Raw genomic sequence first — 15,937 nt, 5'->3', positions numbered from 1 at the left:
CCGTTCAGCGCCATGACAATTCCGTTTCGCCTCCTGCCTGTCGGCCTCGCCATCGGCGTTCTCGCATCCTGCGCTCAGCAGGGCGATTTCGGGCGGCCCAAGGCGGGCGCCTGGAACAGCCTGATCGATGCAACAGGCACCCTCGCCGCGGGGGAACGCCACGCTCCGGCCTCGGCCTCGCCGCTCACCGACGATGAGCAGGATCTGCGCAACCGCTCCTGGCGCTTCCTAATGCCCGCCATGACGCGGGACGCCTTCCTGGACATCCTCGCAAACCTGACACGTGCCCGCGTGCTGCCGCCCTCGTGGCGCCCGGACGATCCCGCGGGGTACCACGCCTCCCTGCGGACGGGGGACGCCCTCTCTCCGGTCTCACGCTATCGCCGCCTGTCGGACGACGCCGTCGCCGATGCCCGCCTGATTCCGGCTTTCGTCGCACTCGCGGTTCGGGTGGTCGATGCCGACGCGCGACGGCTGAAGAGCCTGCCCTTCGCGCGCACCCTCGATGATTGGGACGTGCGGCAGGCCGCGATGCGCGTCGCCGAGAACCGCTGCCTCATCGCGTGGGTCCGCCTGGAAACGGGCGTACGAATCGAGGGATACCGCTACGCGCTCGAGCATCTCTATGCCGAAACGCCGGATCCCGCCGCCGTCGAGGCCGAGCGTGCGCTGGCGATGCTGACGGCCCGGCGCCCGCTCCTCGACCCGGTCGTTCCCGCGGATGCGGCAATCCGCTGCGGTCTCGTCCCCGCTCCTGCCGTCGCCGCTCAGCCGCCGCTCGTCGTCAAATACTGACCGGGGTATTTCAGCGCCGCGTAGCGTCGTCACCTGCGGAATCGGTCGTGCAGGACACGGCCCGCACGGCCGCGTTCGCCCCCTCGCGCTGGCTCGGCAGGCTGGCGATCACGCGGATCACCACGAAGCCGCGCATCTCCGGCGCGACGATGCGTACGTCGCGGCTCGGCTCGCTCTCGTCGTCGTCGGCCAGCGCCTGATCGTACTGGGCGCGGGTGAGGATCACGAGGTCGAGGGCGCCGCGCACCGCCGCCTGATCCGTCACCGCGTAGAAGGAGCCCTGGCGGCCGTGGGCGGCCAGCGACAGGGCGAGGGCGCCCGTGCGTGCAGAGACACGCATCGGCCCGTCCGCGAGATCGTAGGCGCACACGCCCACCGCCACCGCCGGATCGGGGATCGGCAGCCACGCCTCCTGCGGCGCGGGGGTGTCCCCGATGGCGGGGGCGAAGACCACCTGCGGATGGTCCAGATTTTCGCTGGTTCGGGCGCGGGAGACGGCATCGGTCTCGGCGAGCCGTGGGATGGCCAGCACCGCCGCGATGTGGACGATCCCGGCGAGCACGAGGCCTGCCAGGGTGGCGTAGGCGAGACGCAGCTTCACGAGGCGCAGCCCTTCCGGACGATGGAGGGCACGACGTTCCTGTCGAGCGAGCCGACACTCGCCGCGGCCGGGGTATCGTAGAGGCGCAGGGCCAGACGCATCGGGCCGTTCGTCCGCGGGCTCGGAAGCCAGTTGCCGGGTTCGACGTCGGGAGCCAGCATGATGACGAAACGCCCATCCTGCTGCCGCAACACCTCGGTGGAGGTGAAGCCATCGCGAATATGCGGACGCTCGGGATCCCGCTTGCCGCGCCCGGCGACGGTGATCGTCCAGGCGCGGGCGGGGGAACGGCACCGCCGATCTCGTAAGCGCAGGTTGCATCGAGGGCGCGACCTTCATCGTCCTCCGCAGCGGTCAGGAGCAAACCTTCGCCGATAGCGAGGGGGACCTCGCCCCGCCGCGCATTTACGGCACGGGTATAGGGGTCGGCGTTGAGCGCCCCGGCGCGGGGCCACGCGACCCAGGCCCCGATGCGCACCCCGCCGAAGCGGTAGCCGCCACGCGTTGCCCAATCGGCGCTGGCAAGTCCGAGTACCGACCCCAGCGCCAGGGCGTAGAGAATCAGGAGCGGCGTGCCGCTCTTACGGACGATGCGGGCGAGGACACTTCCCGCGACTTCGGCGGATGCGGGCAGGCGAGCGGCCTGCTCGGAAAACGCGAGCTTCATGCGCGCTGCCTTACGGCACGGCGATGCGACCGCCCACCGCGCGAGCGCCTTCGGCGACCTCGCGGGCAGGCGCAACGGAGGCGCGATCATCGGAGCCCGGCTTGGCGCCCGCGCGGGGACGCTCGGCGCCCTTGAACAGTCCGTTCAGTCCGCCGATCACCTCGAAGGAACGCCGCGACAGCTTGCCGAAGGCGCTGGCATTGGGATCGACCGGGGCGGTGGCGCCGCCGGATGCCTGCTGCGCGGCAGCCTTCGGGCTGTCCTTCAGTCCGGGCAGGCCCTTGATCTCGATGCCCTTGTGCGCGGGATCCAGCACGTCATGGAAGGTCTGCGCGGGGAGGGAGCCGCCGGTCATCTTGTTGGTCGAGGTGTGGTCGTCATTCCCGTACCAGACGGCAGCGACGTAATTGCCGGTGTAGCCCACGAACCAGGCATCCCGATACGCATTCGTGGTGCCCGACTTGCCCGCGACCTTGATCCCTTCGAGCTGCGCCCGGCGGCCGGTCCCCTCTTCCACCACCTTGTTCAGCATGAAGTTCATATCGGCCACGACCTGGGGCGAGAGTACCCGCTCGGGGGCCTCGTCGGAATGGCGATACACGACCTCGCCCTGCGAATTGCGGATCTCGGTCGCCGCGTAGGGCTTGGCCTTGAAGCCGCCATTGGCGAACACGGCATAGCCCGCCGCCTGGTCGATCACGGTTACCTCGTCCGAGCCGATGGGAAGCGAAACAGTATCGATGAGCGGCGTGGTGATGCCCATGCTGTGCGCCATCGAGATGATTTTCGCCCGGCCCGCCTTGGCCGCCTTGGCCTCGTGGCTGATCCCCATCGCCTTACCCAGCTGGATCGAGATCTTGATCGGGATCGTGTTCACGGATTTCGCGACGGCGAGCCACATGGGCTGACGGCCGGAATAGGAGCGGCCGTAATTCTGCGGGCACCAATTCCCGATACAGACCGGTGAATCGACCACCGTCGTGTCCGGCTTAAACTGCCCCGAGGCGAGGGCAGCCGCGTAGACATAAGGTTTGAACGACGAGCCTGGTTGGCGCTGCGCGTCGGTGGCGCGGTTGAACTGGCTCTCGCCGTAATCCGCACCGCCGACCATGGCGCGCAGGGCGCCATCGGGATCGAGGATGACCATCGCGGCCTCGTCCACGTCATAGGCATCACCGGACTTGCGCAGGATGTCGGCCACGACCTCGTCGGCACGCTTCTGTACGGCGAGATCGAGAGGCGTCTTCACCGTCAGCACACGGTCACGGATCTTTCCGCTGTCGGCCATGGCCTTCACCTGACCGAAGGCCCAGTCGAGATAGTAGTCGGCTGTGATGTCGCGCGTGCGGGTGACCGGCGTCGCGGGATTGCGGAGCGCCGTCTGGATCTGGCCCTCCGTCACGAAGCCTGCCTCGACCATGTTGTGCAACACGTCGGCCGCCCGGGCACGGGCGGCGGGCAGGTTCACGTGCGGCGCGTACTTCGTCGGCGCCTTGAAAAGACCCGCGAGCATCGCGGCTTCGGCGAGGCTGATGTCCTTCAGCGGCTTGCCGAAATAGTAATCCGCTGCCGCTACCGCGCCGAAGGTGCCGCCGCCCATATAGGCGCGGTCGAGGTAGAGTTTCAGGATCTCGTTCTTGGTGAGGTGGCTCTCCAGCCAGAAGGCCAGGAACGCCTCGTTGACCTTGCGCTCCAGGGAGCGCTCGTTCGTCAGAAACAGGTTCTTGGCGAGCTGCTGGGTGATGGACGAGCCGCCCTGCGTGTTGCCGCCGCCGCGCGAGTTGTTGACCAGGGCGCGGGCGGTGCCGATCGGGTCGATACCGTAATGGTCGTAGAAGCGCCGGTCCTCCGTGGAGAGCAGCGCCTTGATCATGATGTCGGGGAACTGGTCTAGCGACAGGGAATCGTCGTGCTTGATGCCGCGCCGCCCGACTTCGGTGCCGTAGCGGTCGAGGAAGGTGACGGCGAGATCCTGCTGCTTCAGCCAGTTGTCGCTGGTCAGCCGGAAAGCGGGCTGCGCCATGGCGAGCATCAGCAGGATGCCGCCCGTGCCCAGCGTCATCACCTCGCTGGTGAGATCGAGGCCAATCCGCTTCCAGCCGCGCACGGCGAAGCGGCTCATGAAGCGTTGGTAACGCTCGTAAGCCGCACCAGTCGATTGACCGCTGTCGTAGAGAGACGCGTTGACCCAGGCATCGAAGGCCAGAGCCGCGCGCTCAATGCGGGTCTTGATCGCGTTCAGGTTGGGCAGGCGCACGGTATCGGATCCGGAGTTCGGGCGCCCTTTCGGCTGCCCTGTCTTAGCAGGCTTGCGCGGTCACGGCGAGGCGAAGCGATGCAGAGGTTAACGCGAGTGGCCCGTCCTGGGCCCATTCCCTAGGCGCAGGACCCGCAACGAGGTTAACGCGCAGAATGCGGCGGCGGCGGGACGCGAGGAGCGTTTCGCTTGCCAGAGGACGGCGGCTCGGGCAGACGGACGCGTGACCATGCCTCCCTCCAAGCCTGCCCGTTCCGAGCCTGCGGCGGATTCTCCGAGCGTCGACAAGCCGTTCTGGCAGACCAAATCCCTCGAGGAGATGTCTCCCGCCGAGTGGGAGAGCCTGTGCGACGGCTGCGGCCGGTGCTGCCTCATCAAGCTCGAGGACGAAGATACCGGCGAGGTACTGCACACCGATATCGGCTGCACGCTCCTCGACGGCTACGCCTGCCGCTGCCGGGATTACCCACGCCGCCAGAAGAAGGTGCCCGATTGCGTGCGCCTTACACCGGAGGCGGTCCGCACGATCCCCTGGCTCCCGCCGACCTGCGCCTATCGCCTCGTCCGCGACGGCCAGCCGCTTTATCCCTGGCACCCGCTGGTTTCGGGTAGCCGATCGAGCGTCCACGAGGCCGGGATGTCCGTGCGCGGGCGCATCGCGGGCACCGAAGAGGAATTCGGCGAGGACGAGTATCCCGACCGGATCGTGGAATGGCCCGCACTCCGTCCTGAGGACGAGGACTAGAGCGTCCTCTTGCGCCGAACTGGCGTCCCTTTCGGCGGAAAATGCTCTAGCTTCGCGCCGTCGAGAGGAGTCGTCCACCCGCCAGGGTGTTGAGGCCGATCACACCCAGGACGACACCGCCATGGATCAGCAGGTCCGAGAACGTGGCTTCCTGTGGGTGGAAGGGCACGATCAGCGTGGCCGCCGCTCCGGCGACGGCGAGACCGGCCAGGGCCGCCGTCAGGTTCGGCCGAAGCGGGCAGGCCCGCCGCAACATCATGACGATCAGCAGCGAGAGCGGGATCGAGACACAGACGAGGAAGCCGAAGCAATGAACCGCTTCGTGCGTCTCGGCCGGATCGATGCCCGGCGAGAACCAGGCTCTGAGGCACCCGAGCCCGCCCGCGCCGACCCACAGGATCGCGGGGGGCAGGGGCAGCAGCGCCCAGGCGGCCGAGCGGCCCGGCACCGAGGTGGCGAAGGCGGCATAGGCGGCGGCGATGGCGGTCAAGGCCGCTCCGATGGTGGGCAGCCACAGGTCCGCACGGCCCGCATGGGCGTCGAGCCCGACCATCGCGAGACGCGAGGCCAGCAGTAAACCGATCAGCAGCGCTGACCCGAGCCACAGGCCAGCCCGAAGGGAGGGGCGCGGCAACGGTCGTACCGGCTCCAGGCGCCCGGCAAGTTCCTCGACCAGCCGGTCGTGGCGAGCACTCATCGCTCTCCTCCCAGGGTCAGGCTGGCGCGCAGCGCCTTGAGCGCGCGATGCAGGTTCACCTTCAGGGCTCCCTTGGTCCGCCCGGTAAGCGCGGCCGTCTCTTCGAGGCTCAACTCACGTAAGCCCAGATGCTCCACCGCTTGTCGCTGTCCATCAGGCAGGGCCGCCACCGCCCGCGCGAGAGCGGCGCCACGCTCGCGCATTTCCAGACCCGCGCCGGGAGCGGGGAGGGGATCGATCTCCCCTTCGTAAGCGAGGGGATCGAACACTTCATGCGGACGCCGCGCGATCCGGCGCATGCGGTCGATGGCCCTGCGCTGGGTGATGGCGCGCAGCCACGGCAGGAAGGGTCGGGCAGGGTCGTAGCTCGCCCGCGCGGCATGGAGGGTCATCAATGTGTCCTGCACGACGTCGTCCACCGCGTCGCCGCGCACGCCCTGCGAGCGGGCGAACCCCGCGACGACCGGCAAGCATGTCTTGAGCAGGGCGCGATAGGCGGCGGCATCGCCTGCCTGCGTCGCGATCATCAGGCTCGCCAATTCTTCGTCGAGCGCCATGCCGGTGTCGGTCCGCTTCTCCCCTCGCGCGCTTTCTAGCGCAGGCGGACGGGCAGGGCGACCGACGGGCACGAAGCTTCCAGCTGCGAGCGCGAGTGAGCTGGCCATGGCTCAGCTTTCCCTTGCCGCTGCGGTGCAAGCCTTCCGCGGCCCGAGGCCGTTGCGAGAGGACCACGTGCGACGATGGGCCTGTCGATCCCGGATGGCGGCGTGAAAATCAGGCGAGGAAGGGACGGGGCTCATGATCGGCATGTTCCGGCGGGACGCAGACCTGCGCCCTTGCAGACCTTTTCGGATGGCGCAGGCGATAGTTACCTCGCCTATCGGCCCGAACGCGCCGATACTAGATTTAAAGTAGTAATTTCTCTGTCTTGTATATTGGTGGTTGAAAATATTGCTATATAAATATTTTTTTGATCAAAAACTTTCGCATCAACGATCTTAGTGAGAAACATGCAGCGCCTCAGGAGCGTTTTGCATGCCTAAAATCGGGCCCAGCCTTGTCGATGTCATCATGCCCGCGCATAATGCTGCGACAACAATCGAAGCGAGCATCAGAAGCGCACTCGCATCTCCAAGATGTCGGCGCGTGCTGGTGATCGATGATGCGTCGACCGATCATACGGCTGCGCTCGTGGAGTCTCTGGCCGCCAGGGCCGATGGCCGGATCGAATTGATCAGGCTGCCGGACAACAGCGGCCCCGCACGCGCCAGGAATATCGGCCTTTCCTACGTCGAAGCCGATCTAATCGCGTTCCTCGATGCCGACGATCTCTACGAACCCGAGGCGCTGACTGCCGCTGTCGGCGCCCTCGACGGCATGTCCGATCTCGCGGTGGTCCGCATGGCGCTGAAGCCGATCGGACTCGATCGCGCGTACCTCGCTCGCCCGGACTTCGAAGCCGCGTGGACGCTGGTGACGTTCACGGTGCAGAGCAACGTCGTCGTCCGCCGTCAGGTGCTGATCGACGCGGGTGGCTTTCCGGAGGATGAGCTTTTCCGGCGGTATGGCGGGGAGGACGTTGCCCTGATGCGGGCCATCACGCAGACCTGCCGCGTCGGAACGCTTTTTAATGAACCGGGCGTGTTCTATCGGATCAGGCCGAACTGCGGCGCCCTCAAACTCCTGCGCAGCGCCTTTTATGGCGAGCAGCCGCCGGGGATCGAGGCCGACTTGGCGGCAGCAGACGCCGTGACCCAGAAGATCATGGAACGGCTTAAGCTTGCGAGTTCGTTCGCCCGCCCGGACCCCTGTGTGGTCGAGGTGCTGCTCACCTGGGCGACCTGACGCCCTCACCGAACCGGCTCACATCGCGCAGAAGCTCGACGAAGACGGCCGCGCCATGGTCGAGCAAGGCATGGCCGGCCTCCGCCGTGCCGAGCCGGGCATCGCCGATCGCACCCGAGGGATTGAGATCCCCGGCCTTCCATGCCAGCGCCGCCGGGCGGCCGGTTCGGAGGACGGTGTAGTCTCGCGCCAATTCGGCACCGCGCGAGGGGAAGTCATCGATGGCGTCCCGGCGCACGAGGTCGGGACGCAGAGCCAGCATCAGCGCGGTTTCGATTCCGCCCGCATGGATGCCATGGGTGATCTCGTTCCGAGGAAACAACCCCTCGGGATAGCCGAGGCGGCTCCACGAGGTCGTCACCGCGACGAGCCCGAGCTTGGCGCGCAAATCGCCCGCCAGGATGTCGATCAAGGCCGAATTGCCACCGTGGCTCGTGACGATGACGAGGCGGCGGCAACCCGCCCGCGCGACACCCGTGCCGATCTCCGTCCAGGCCGCGAGGGCAGTGGCGGTGGTGAGGCTGAGCGTGCCGGGAAAGTCGTCATGCTCGTCCGACTTGCCGATCGTCTGCACGGGCAGGATCAGCACGTCGAGATCGGCGGGCGTCAGCGCCCTCACCCGGTCGAGATAGCCGAGCGCGATGTCGATGTCGGTGGAGAGCGGCAAGTGCGGCCCGTGCTGCTCCAAGGCGGCGACGGGTAGAACTGCGACCGTCCGCGACATGTCGCGGGCGGCGATCTCGACGGTGGTGAGGTCGGACCAAAGCCGCGCCGCCATGCCTCTTCAATTCCTTCCGCTGCCGGAGAGGAAACGGTTTAGCCGTCCCCTCGTGCCGGAGTCGACAGAATCAGGCGAACAGGGCGTCGATGTCGTCCTGGCTGGGTGCGCTTTCGACCGCCTGCGGACCGTTGAGCATGAGCTCGGAGGCACGCTCGCGACGGGCGCGCTCGGCCGGGTCGGAGATGGCGGCATCCCGAGCCCGGACGGCGCCGATGAACCGGTCCAGGCGCTGCTCGAAGCTCTGGAGAGCGCTGACGACCTTGGAGATGCGCTGCCCGGTGATGTCCTGGAAGGCGCAGGCCTCGAAGATCGTGCCGATATGTTCTTCCATGGCGGGCCGGTGTTCCGGTCCGTCCGGGAGGCTCAGTATCGATTCCGCGGCGTTCATGATCCGGTTGGTCGCACCGGCCGTGGCATTGAGGACGCTGCCCAGCTCCTCATGCGCCATGGGGATACGGTCGCGGGTCATCTCGTTGGCGCGCAATGCCGAGATCTCGTCACGCATATGCGTGATGTACTCGGCGATCTGTATGAGTTCGGAGACTACCGTCGCCGACTCGAATTCACGAATGTCTGCGGAACGTCTCCGCTGCGCGTCGGACATCTGATCAACCCTCGATGCCGGATGGCCTTGCAGGCCTCGCCCGCCCCCTCGCTACTTTGGGGGCACGCAGCGTTGGCGCCGTCGTGCCCCGATGGATCCGTCAGCTACCGCAGACGGCTTCGATCTTGGACTTCAGCGTCGCCGCATTGAACGGCTTGACGATGTAGTTGTTCACGCCCGCCTTCTTGGCAGCGATGACGTTCTCGGTTTTCGACTCGGCGGTGACCATGATGAACGGCGTGGTGCGCAGGCTTTCATCCGCGCGGACGTGGCGAAGGAGCTCGTAGCCCGTCATGGGCTCCATGTTCCAATCCGAGATCACGAGGCCATACTTGCGGCCCTTCATCCGGGCGAGGGCGGCCGTCCCGTCGGAAGCATCATCGACTTCTTCGAAGCCGAGCTGCTTGAGCAGGTTGCGGATAATGCGGACCATCGTCTGATAATCGTCGACGACGAGGATCGGCATGCTCAGATCGAGAGCCATGAACCAAATGCTCCGAAGTCATCCAGGAGACTGAAATCCTGGACTGTATGGATTGATCTGCCCGTCGGGATCATCCAACGGAACCTGTCGAGACCTTAGCGCCGACCATCTTGCAAAGGCGTTAAAGTGGACAAAGACACCTCGCTTGACCGGCCACGCCGGTTTCGGCAGGGTCCGGCCGCGTTGGGGCCGGATGGTGGCATCCGCTGCCGACGCTTCCGAGAGTTTCGACGTCAGCAAAGATGGCCTCAGGCGACGACACGACCGTGCGGCCCTTCCTGCTCTGCCGCGCGGACGAGCCCCTGCCGGACGCCCTGCGAGGGGCCGTGGCGGCCATCGGTAATTTCGATGGCGTGCATCGCGGCCACAGGGCGCTGGCGGCTGCCGTACGCGAGGAGGCGAGGGCGGGCGGCCATCCCGCCGTGGCGCTGACCTTCGAGCCGCATCCGCGTGCGTTCTTCCGGCCCGACGCGCCGATGTTCCAGCTAAGCGGGGAACACGCGAAACAAATCGTCTTCGCCAGATGCGGCCTAGATGGACTGATCGTCCGGCGCTTCGATGCCGACCTCGCCGGAACCAGCGCTCGCGCCTTCGTGATCGATTTTCTGCGCGATGGGCTCGGCCTGTCGGGCGTGGTCGTCGGTCACGACTTCCATTTCGGCCGCGCCCGGGAGGGGACGCCGTCCCTCCTGCGTGAATTGTGCCGCGAGGCCGGGTTGAGCTGCCGCCTCGTGGAGCCGGTGGCCCTGACGGGGGAGGAAGAGCAAGTGTCGTCGAGCAAGATCCGCATGGCGCTGTCGGAAGGCGACGTGGCGCGGGCGAACGCGCTCCTCGGCTACCGCTGGTTCGTGACCGCCACCGTCCGCCACGGCGACAAGCGCGGACGGACACTCGGTTATCCGACCGCGAACCTGATGCTCGCCGATTGCGCTCTGGCGCATGGAATCTATGCGGTGCGGATCCGGCTGCCCGACGGTACGATTAAGGACGGCGTAGCCAGTTATGGCCGCCGCCCGACCTTCGATGACGGCGCACCCCTGCTCGAAGTGAACCTGTTCGATTTTTCGGGCGATCTGTACGGGCAGGAACTCGGCGTCGAGTTCGTGGGCTTCATCCGGGGCGAGGAGCGTTTCGCCAGCGCGGAGGATCTGATCGCGCGTATGCATCTCGATGCGGCGGAGGCGAAAAGGCTGCTCGCGACCGACACCGTGCCGTCCATGCTCGCCTGAGACGGTCGGCCCGGTATAGAAGGGCGGAATCATCATCGCGGAGGCGGATGTGCTGGGCCGGTTGGATCGTGGGAATTCGGGTGAGGCGGTCGTCTCCTATGGCGACGGCACCATGCGCGTGGTGAAGCCCGGCAGCTTCGTGCGCTGCGCCGTGACGGGCGATGCCATTCACCTCGACAACCTCCGCTATTGGAGCGTCGCCCGGCAGGAGGCCTATGCCACGCCGGAAGCTCTCATGACCCGCCTCAAGGCTCACGGCCGGCCGTAAACCGTGCGAGTTCCACCACCGTCATTGTCCGCGCCAAGCTCGCAATGACGTTGTTTTAGAATGGCTTAGCAGACTTCTTCGATCGAGCGCATGAACGAGCGCTCATCCTGAAATTTGGCACCAAGTCTCACAGATAAGTCTCTGACGTCGCTCGCTGAATGACCGCCGTCAGCTGTCGGCGAACCGACTCCTCGTCCTCGAACCGCAGGACGACCTTCAGTACCTCGACCCGGGCGGCGAAGCCGGGCGGCAGCCGGACGGCGTCCTTCTCCGTCGTAATCATCCGGACGCCGAGCCTGTCCGCCTCCTCCGCCAGCGCCATGAGTTCCGCCTCGCGATAGGGGTGATGGTCCGGGAAGGACCGAGTGCCCACCAGGGCTGCGCCAGCCTCGCGCAGTGTCGTGAAGAATTTCTCGGGCCGCCCGATTCCGGCGAAGGCGAGCCAGCGTCCCGAGGACAGGTCGACCGCGTCGGGTACGAGCCGTGCCCGGTGAACGGGGCAGCCCCGCGTTTTCGCCTCCGCCGCAAGCGCATCGCCCGCAGCGCCTTCGCCGATCAGGATCACCCCGCCGATATGGGGCCATTGGCGCCGCAACGGCAGGCGGAGGGGCCCGGCGGGAAAGACCCGTCCATTGCCGACACCCGTCGCGGCATCGATCACGGCAAAGGCGAGGCTTTTCGCGAGGCTCGGGTTCTGCAACCCGTCATCCATCACGATGGCCGTGGCCCCAAGGCTCCGGCAAAGCGCCGCCCCGGCCGGGCGGTCGCGGGCGATGACGGCCGGGGCCGCGCGGGCGAGGAGGAGCGGTTCGTCCCCGACATCGGCCGAACCGTGGGTCGCGGAAACCTGGACCGGACCAGCGAGACGTCCACCATAGCCCCGGCTGAGGAAGACGGGCGCAGCGCCGAGGTCCTGCAGGATCGCAGCGACAGCCAGGGCGGCGGGCGTCTTGCCCGCACCGCCAAGGGTGAAGTTGCCGAGACAGATCACGGGGCAGGGGCCTATGGCGCCCGGTTGGTCCATGCGCCGCGCCCCTGCGGCGCCGTAGAGCGCGGCGAGCGGGGCCAGCAACCGCGCCGCGAGATGGCCGTGCCCGGCCTGCCAGAAGCCGGGCTCTCGCATCAGGCCCGCGAACGTCCAGCCGCGTGAAGGCCTTGCAACTTCATCTGGGCAACGAAGGGATCGAGCACCGACAAGGTGCGTGCTACGGCACCCTCGAAGGGCTTGAGCGCCGCCTGCCCCGCCTCGGCCATCGCGGTGAGACGGGACCGGTCGTCGAGGAGGCGCCCCACATTGTCGGCAAGCTCGGCCCCATTGGCGACGAGCGCCGCACCCCCGGCTCGATCCAGGGCTTCGTAGACCTGAGAGAAATTGCTCGTATGGGGGCCATGCAGCACGGCCGCTTCCAGGCGGACGGGCTCGATGGGATTCTGGCCACCGCGCGGCACGAGCGAGCCACCGACGAAAACGAGGGGACTCAGCCGGTAGAACAGGCCGAGTTCGCCGATCGTATCCGCCACATACAGATCGACGCTTGGATGCGGGCGCCCGCCCGCCGAGCGACGGGCGGTGCGCAAACCCGCTGCCGCGGCGCAGGCGGCCGCTTCCGCACCCCGTCCCGGATGGCGGGGCGCGAGCACGGTGAGCAGGTTCGGAAAGCGCGTTCTCAACTCGGCATGGGCATAGGCGATAGCCGCCTCCTCACCCTCGTGCGTGCTGGCCGCGAGCCAGACGGGGCGCCCGGCCATCATCGGGCGAAGGTAATTGAGCTGCTGCGGATCGACGGGCGGGATCGGTGCGTCGAACTTCAGGTTTCCCGTTACCGAGACGCGGGGCGCTCCGAGCATCGCGAAGCGGGCGCCGTCATCCTCCGTCTGGGCGAGGCAGATCGCGATGCGCGAGAGCAGCGCGGCGGCGGTGCGCTTGGACCGCTCCCAGCCCCGGAACGACCGCTCGGACATGCGCCCGTTCACGAGGATCAACGGGATATCACGCTCGTCGAGGGCGACGATCGTGTTCGGCCAGATCTCCGACTCCGCCACCACCGCGATGTCAGGCTGCCAGTGTTCGAGGAATCGCTCGATCCAGCGCGGCGCATCCAGGGGCACGTATTGGTGGACGGCACCGGGCGGCAGGCGGGAGCCGATGAGGTCGGCGGCGGTGCGCGTGCCGGTAGTGACCAGCACTGAATAGCGCCGGGCGATCATGCCCTCCACGAGAGCGACGAGGGACAGCACCTCACCGACGCTCGCCCCGTGCATCCACACGAGCGGGCCGACCGGACGGGCGCGCCCAGGTAGCCCCCGGCGTTCGCCCAGGCGGCGCGGGTCCTCTTTGCCGCGCCGGGCGCGCCATGCGAGGAGACCGGCCACCGCAGGCTCACCGATCCGCAGGCCGGTCCGGTAGAGCCGAAGCGGCAATGTCAGGGCAGGGCGCCTCACGCCACGCCCTCCGGCAGGGCGCCCACCGGGGCGATGGGGGCATCGTAATAGGCGGCGCGGTCGTGGCGCCCGACGAGGGCATAGGCGCGGACATGGACCCGGTCCATCTCCGCCTCGAGATGACGCCGCACCCGCTCGAATGCCTCGCCCTCGCATTCGCGCGGCACGAAGATCGGCTCACCCAGGACGACCGCTCCCTTGCCGAACGGCAAGGACAGACACGCCTTGTCCCACGAACCGAATCGGATGTGTCGGCTCGTCACCACGGCGGTTGGGACGATCGGCCGTCCGGCGAAGCGCGCAAGGGTGAGGATGCCCGCATCGCAGCGCCGCGTGATCTTGGGGACGTCCGCGCTGAAGGCCACCGATTCTCCCGCCTTCAGCGCCTTCAGCATGCCTCGCAGACCCTCGGCCCCGCCCTTGGACCGGGTATCGGCAGACCGGCGGCGACCACGGGCGCCGGAGGCACGCATCACCCGCACGCCGAGGCGTTCGAGGGCGATGGTGTTGATGTCCCCGTCCGGGTTGCGGGAGATGATCGTGGCGACCCGGTCGGTCGGCCGCATCATCAGCGACATCTGGATGTGCTGGCCGTGCCACATGCCGAAGATCGCGGGCAGTTGCGCATCGAGCCAAGGGTCGGCGGCAGACGGAGGCCCAGCGACGCCTGAGCCGACCTCGAAGGTAAAGCGATTCGTCGCGCGCAGCAGACGCAGGTAGCCGGCAGCAAGGCGCCCGAGCGCCTGCTTCACGAGCGGCTGTCGAAGAAGACGCTTGAAAAAACTCATTACGGCCCGCGTGTCAGGCCCGGCGGAATAGCCCCGTCGGGCGGCCGGGTTCAAGCCGCCGGGATCAGACATTCGGCGGCGCGGAGCCCCCAAGGCTCATAGCGCACAGAGCGACGATCAGACTCACAAACGTGTGTCGAACGCTTGTTTATATCCATTCCAAACTGTAGATTGGAACAATTCCAGAGAGACTCATTAAGAGGGTGTGGGCATGTCCATGGTGATCGACGATGCGGCGGCAGCCCTTGCGGAAGCGCGGCGCGACCTCGTCCTGCGCTACGTCCAGCCTGGCCTCGCGGGGCTGATCGACGGCTCGGTCTCGACCCTGGCGCCGATCTTCGCGGCCGCCTTCGCGACCGGACACAATTGGTCGACCTTCCTCGTCGGGCTCGCGGCCTCGGTCGGCGCCGGCATCAGCATGGGCTTCACGGAAGCGCTGTCCGACGACGGCAGCGTGACGGGAAGGGGCAGTCCGCTGGTCCGCGGCATCGTCTGCGGGGTGATGACGACGGTGGGCGGGCTCGGCCACACCCTGCCCTACGCGATCCCCGACACCCTGCCTCCCGGCTGGCCGAACGCGTTCTGGCTGGCGACGACGCTCGCCGTGGCGGTGGTGGTGATCGAACTCGCAGTGATCGCGGGCATCCGCACCCGCTACATGGCGACGCCGTTCTGGCGGGCGGCCCTTCAAGTCATGCTCGGCGGCGTGCTGGTCCTCGTGACGGGCATCCTGATCGGCAGCGCTTGACGCGAGCGCCTGCCGCCGCGATGCCGGGGGCGACGTCCGGAGCGCCCCCTCGCTTGACCTTCCGCCTCGCGCATCTCAGCGACCCGCATGTCGGCCCACTCGGCCGTCCTCGCTTCAGCCAACTCTTCGGAAAGAGGGCGACCGGCTACGCCAATTGGCGCCGGGGCCGCTCCCGCAGCCACGACATGGCGACCCTGTCGTCGCTGGTCACGGATCTGCGGGCACAGGGCGCGGGTCACATCGCCTGCACCGGCGACCTCTGCAATATCGGCCTGCCGAGCGAATGGGCGACGGCCCTGTCCTTCATGCAGGCCCTCGGGTCGCCGGACGAGGTGAGCCTCGTGCCGGGCAATCACGACGCCTATGTGCGCGGCTCCCTCGAAGGTCTGCTCGAAGCCTGCGGCGCCTTCACGTCGGACGATTCAGGGACGCGCGGCCATTTCCCCTACCTGCGGAGGCGAGGGCCGGTGGCGCTGATCGGCCTGTCGAGCGCCATCCCGACGAAGCCGTTCGTGGCGAGCGGACGCCTCGGCCCGCCCCAACTCGCGGCGGCCGAAACCTTGTTGCGCGCGCTGGCGACCGAGCCGGGGCGGCCCTGCCGGGTGGTGATGATCCACCATCCGCCGCATCCCGGCGGCGCGTCGCCGGGGCGGGAGTTGAAGGATTCTGCGGCCTTCGCCGCGATGATCGGCCGGGTGGGGGCGGACCTGATCCTTCACGGCCACAACCACGTTTCGAGCCTCGCCCACATCACCGGGCCGGGCGGACGGCCGGTCCCGGTGGTGGGGGTGCCCTCCGCCTCGGCGCTGCCGGACGGGCATGGCGCCCTCCCGGCCCGCCGTGCGGGCTATGTGCTCTATGAGATCGAACGGGCGGGCGAGGGCTTTGCCATCGCGGCCCGGCGGCGTGGCCTGGACGCCGCCGGAACCATGGCCGATCTCGGTCCCCTTGATCTGGGAGCGAGCCCGGCCTTGTCGGCTTGAGCC

The 15,937-nt window shown here is 67.7% G+C and carries 17 protein-coding genes and 1 pseudogene; 7 read left to right on the top strand and 11 right to left on the bottom strand.

The annotated features are described in order from the left end of the window. Nucleotides 1–12 precede the first annotated feature (12 nt). Nucleotides 13–795 (top strand): hypothetical protein, encoded by a 783-nt coding sequence (locus ACFQE0_RS25120; RefSeq protein WP_378975697.1) that lies wholly within the window; start codon nucleotides 13–15, stop codon nucleotides 793–795. Nucleotides 796–805: 10 nt separating this feature from the next. Here ACFQE0_RS25120 and ACFQE0_RS25115 read toward each other — a convergent pair whose 3' ends face one another. The 3 genes and pseudogenes from ACFQE0_RS25115 to ACFQE0_RS25105 all read right to left on the bottom strand — a co-directional run bounded on the left by ACFQE0_RS25115 (nucleotide 806) and on the right by ACFQE0_RS25105 (nucleotide 4,320). After that, complete coding sequence (locus ACFQE0_RS25115) at nucleotides 806–1,405, bottom strand: DUF1254 domain-containing protein (protein ID WP_378975695.1); 600 nt, start codon at nucleotides 1,403–1,405, stop codon at nucleotides 806–808. Continuing rightward, nucleotides 1,393–2,063 (bottom strand): annotated as a pseudogene (locus ACFQE0_RS25110) (DUF1214 domain-containing protein). Before ACFQE0_RS25110 ends, ACFQE0_RS25115 begins: the two are co-directional and overlap by 13 nt. Nucleotides 2,064–2,073: 10 nt before the next feature. Next, complete coding sequence (locus ACFQE0_RS25105; RefSeq protein ID WP_378974520.1) at nucleotides 2,074–4,320, bottom strand: transglycosylase domain-containing protein; 2,247 nt, start codon at nucleotides 4,318–4,320, stop codon at nucleotides 2,074–2,076. Nucleotides 4,321–4,543: 223 nt separating this feature from the next. Between ACFQE0_RS25105 and ACFQE0_RS25100 the strand changes: the two genes are divergently transcribed. Beyond that, nucleotides 4,544–5,065, top strand: coding sequence for a YcgN family cysteine cluster protein (locus tag ACFQE0_RS25100; RefSeq protein ID WP_378974518.1), 522 nt, complete (start codon nucleotides 4,544–4,546; stop codon nucleotides 5,063–5,065). 46 nt (nucleotides 5,066–5,111) lie between these two features. On the opposite strand, the gene ACFQE0_RS25095 is transcribed toward ACFQE0_RS25100, so the two are convergent. Together ACFQE0_RS25095 and ACFQE0_RS25090 are read right to left on the bottom strand one after the other, a co-directional pair. After that, nucleotides 5,112–5,762 carry an NrsF family protein gene (locus ACFQE0_RS25095; protein ID WP_378974515.1) on the bottom strand — a complete coding sequence of 217 codons (651 nt, stop codon included), beginning with the start codon at nucleotides 5,760–5,762 and terminating at the stop codon, nucleotides 5,112–5,114. Continuing rightward, nucleotides 5,759–6,319 (bottom strand): sigma-70 family RNA polymerase sigma factor, encoded by a 561-nt coding sequence (locus tag ACFQE0_RS25090; protein ID WP_378975693.1) that lies wholly within the window; start codon nucleotides 6,317–6,319, stop codon nucleotides 5,759–5,761. Before ACFQE0_RS25090 ends, ACFQE0_RS25095 begins: the two co-directional genes overlap by 4 nt. A gap of 478 nt (nucleotides 6,320–6,797) precedes the next feature. Here ACFQE0_RS25090 and ACFQE0_RS25085 point away from each other — a divergent pair, with 478 nt between their 5' ends. Beyond that, nucleotides 6,798–7,607: a glycosyltransferase family 2 protein gene (locus ACFQE0_RS25085; protein WP_378974513.1), complete on the top strand. Its 810-nt coding sequence runs from the start codon at nucleotides 6,798–6,800 to the stop codon at nucleotides 7,605–7,607. On the opposite strand, the gene ACFQE0_RS25080 is transcribed toward ACFQE0_RS25085, so the two are convergent. The 3 genes from ACFQE0_RS25080 to ACFQE0_RS25070 form a co-directional block, all read right to left on the bottom strand. Beyond that, nucleotides 7,591–8,385: a creatininase family protein gene (locus ACFQE0_RS25080; protein WP_378974510.1), complete on the bottom strand. Its 795-nt coding sequence runs from the start codon at nucleotides 8,383–8,385 to the stop codon at nucleotides 7,591–7,593. The genes ACFQE0_RS25085 and ACFQE0_RS25080 overlap by 17 nt on opposite strands. Before the next feature lie 70 nt (nucleotides 8,386–8,455). Then, on the bottom strand, nucleotides 8,456–8,992 hold the full coding sequence (locus tag ACFQE0_RS25075) for a protein phosphatase CheZ (protein ID WP_378974507.1): 537 nt from the start codon (nucleotides 8,990–8,992) through the stop codon (nucleotides 8,456–8,458). 100 nt (nucleotides 8,993–9,092) lie between these two features. Next, nucleotides 9,093–9,476 (bottom strand): response regulator, encoded by a 384-nt coding sequence (locus ACFQE0_RS25070; RefSeq protein ID WP_238250447.1) that lies wholly within the window; start codon nucleotides 9,474–9,476, stop codon nucleotides 9,093–9,095. Nucleotides 9,477–9,718: 242 nt separating this feature from the next. Between ACFQE0_RS25070 and ACFQE0_RS25065 the strand changes: the two genes are divergently transcribed. Next, entirely contained in the window at nucleotides 9,719–10,705 is a 987-nt protein-coding gene (locus ACFQE0_RS25065; RefSeq protein ID WP_378974504.1) for a bifunctional riboflavin kinase/FAD synthetase, read from the top strand. A gap of 49 nt (nucleotides 10,706–10,754) precedes the next feature. Then, nucleotides 10,755–10,973: a DUF2093 domain-containing protein gene (locus ACFQE0_RS25060; RefSeq protein ID WP_378974502.1), complete on the top strand. Its 219-nt coding sequence runs from the start codon at nucleotides 10,755–10,757 to the stop codon at nucleotides 10,971–10,973. A gap of 127 nt (nucleotides 10,974–11,100) precedes the next feature. On the opposite strand, the gene lpxK is transcribed toward ACFQE0_RS25060, so the two are convergent. From lpxK to ACFQE0_RS25045, 3 genes are read right to left on the bottom strand one after another with little or no spacing between them, the layout of a single operon-like run. Beyond that, nucleotides 11,101–12,096, bottom strand: coding sequence for a tetraacyldisaccharide 4'-kinase (gene lpxK, locus ACFQE0_RS25055; protein ID WP_378974500.1), 996 nt, complete (start codon nucleotides 12,094–12,096; stop codon nucleotides 11,101–11,103). After that, a complete protein-coding gene (locus tag ACFQE0_RS25050) occupies nucleotides 12,096–13,415 on the bottom strand; it encodes a 3-deoxy-D-manno-octulosonic acid transferase (protein ID WP_378974497.1) in 1,320 nt (439 codons plus the stop codon). The genes lpxK and ACFQE0_RS25050 overlap by 1 nt, the downstream gene beginning before the upstream one ends. Beyond that, nucleotides 13,412–14,203, bottom strand: a complete 792-nt coding sequence (locus ACFQE0_RS25045; protein WP_378974495.1) for a lysophospholipid acyltransferase family protein — start codon at nucleotides 14,201–14,203, stop codon at nucleotides 13,412–13,414. Before ACFQE0_RS25045 ends, ACFQE0_RS25050 begins: the two co-directional genes overlap by 4 nt. A gap of 211 nt (nucleotides 14,204–14,414) precedes the next feature. On the opposite strand from ACFQE0_RS25045, the gene ACFQE0_RS25040 reads away from it, so the two are divergent. Beyond that, nucleotides 14,415–14,951, top strand: coding sequence for a VIT1/CCC1 transporter family protein (locus ACFQE0_RS25040; protein ID WP_378974493.1), 537 nt, complete (start codon nucleotides 14,415–14,417; stop codon nucleotides 14,949–14,951). Between the two features lie 20 nt (nucleotides 14,952–14,971). After that, nucleotides 14,972–15,934, top strand: a complete 963-nt coding sequence (locus ACFQE0_RS25035) for a metallophosphoesterase family protein (RefSeq protein ID WP_465264095.1) — start codon at nucleotides 14,972–14,974, stop codon at nucleotides 15,932–15,934. The last annotated feature ends 3 nt before the right edge of the window (nucleotides 15,935–15,937 follow it).

This window comes from Methylobacterium komagatae, assembly GCF_042661665.1.
Classification (GTDB): domain Bacteria; phylum Pseudomonadota; class Alphaproteobacteria; order Rhizobiales; family Beijerinckiaceae; genus Methylobacterium; species Methylobacterium komagatae.
The sequence above is the reverse complement of the archived record's forward strand: the minus strand, read 5'-3'. Positions and strand labels throughout refer to the sequence as shown.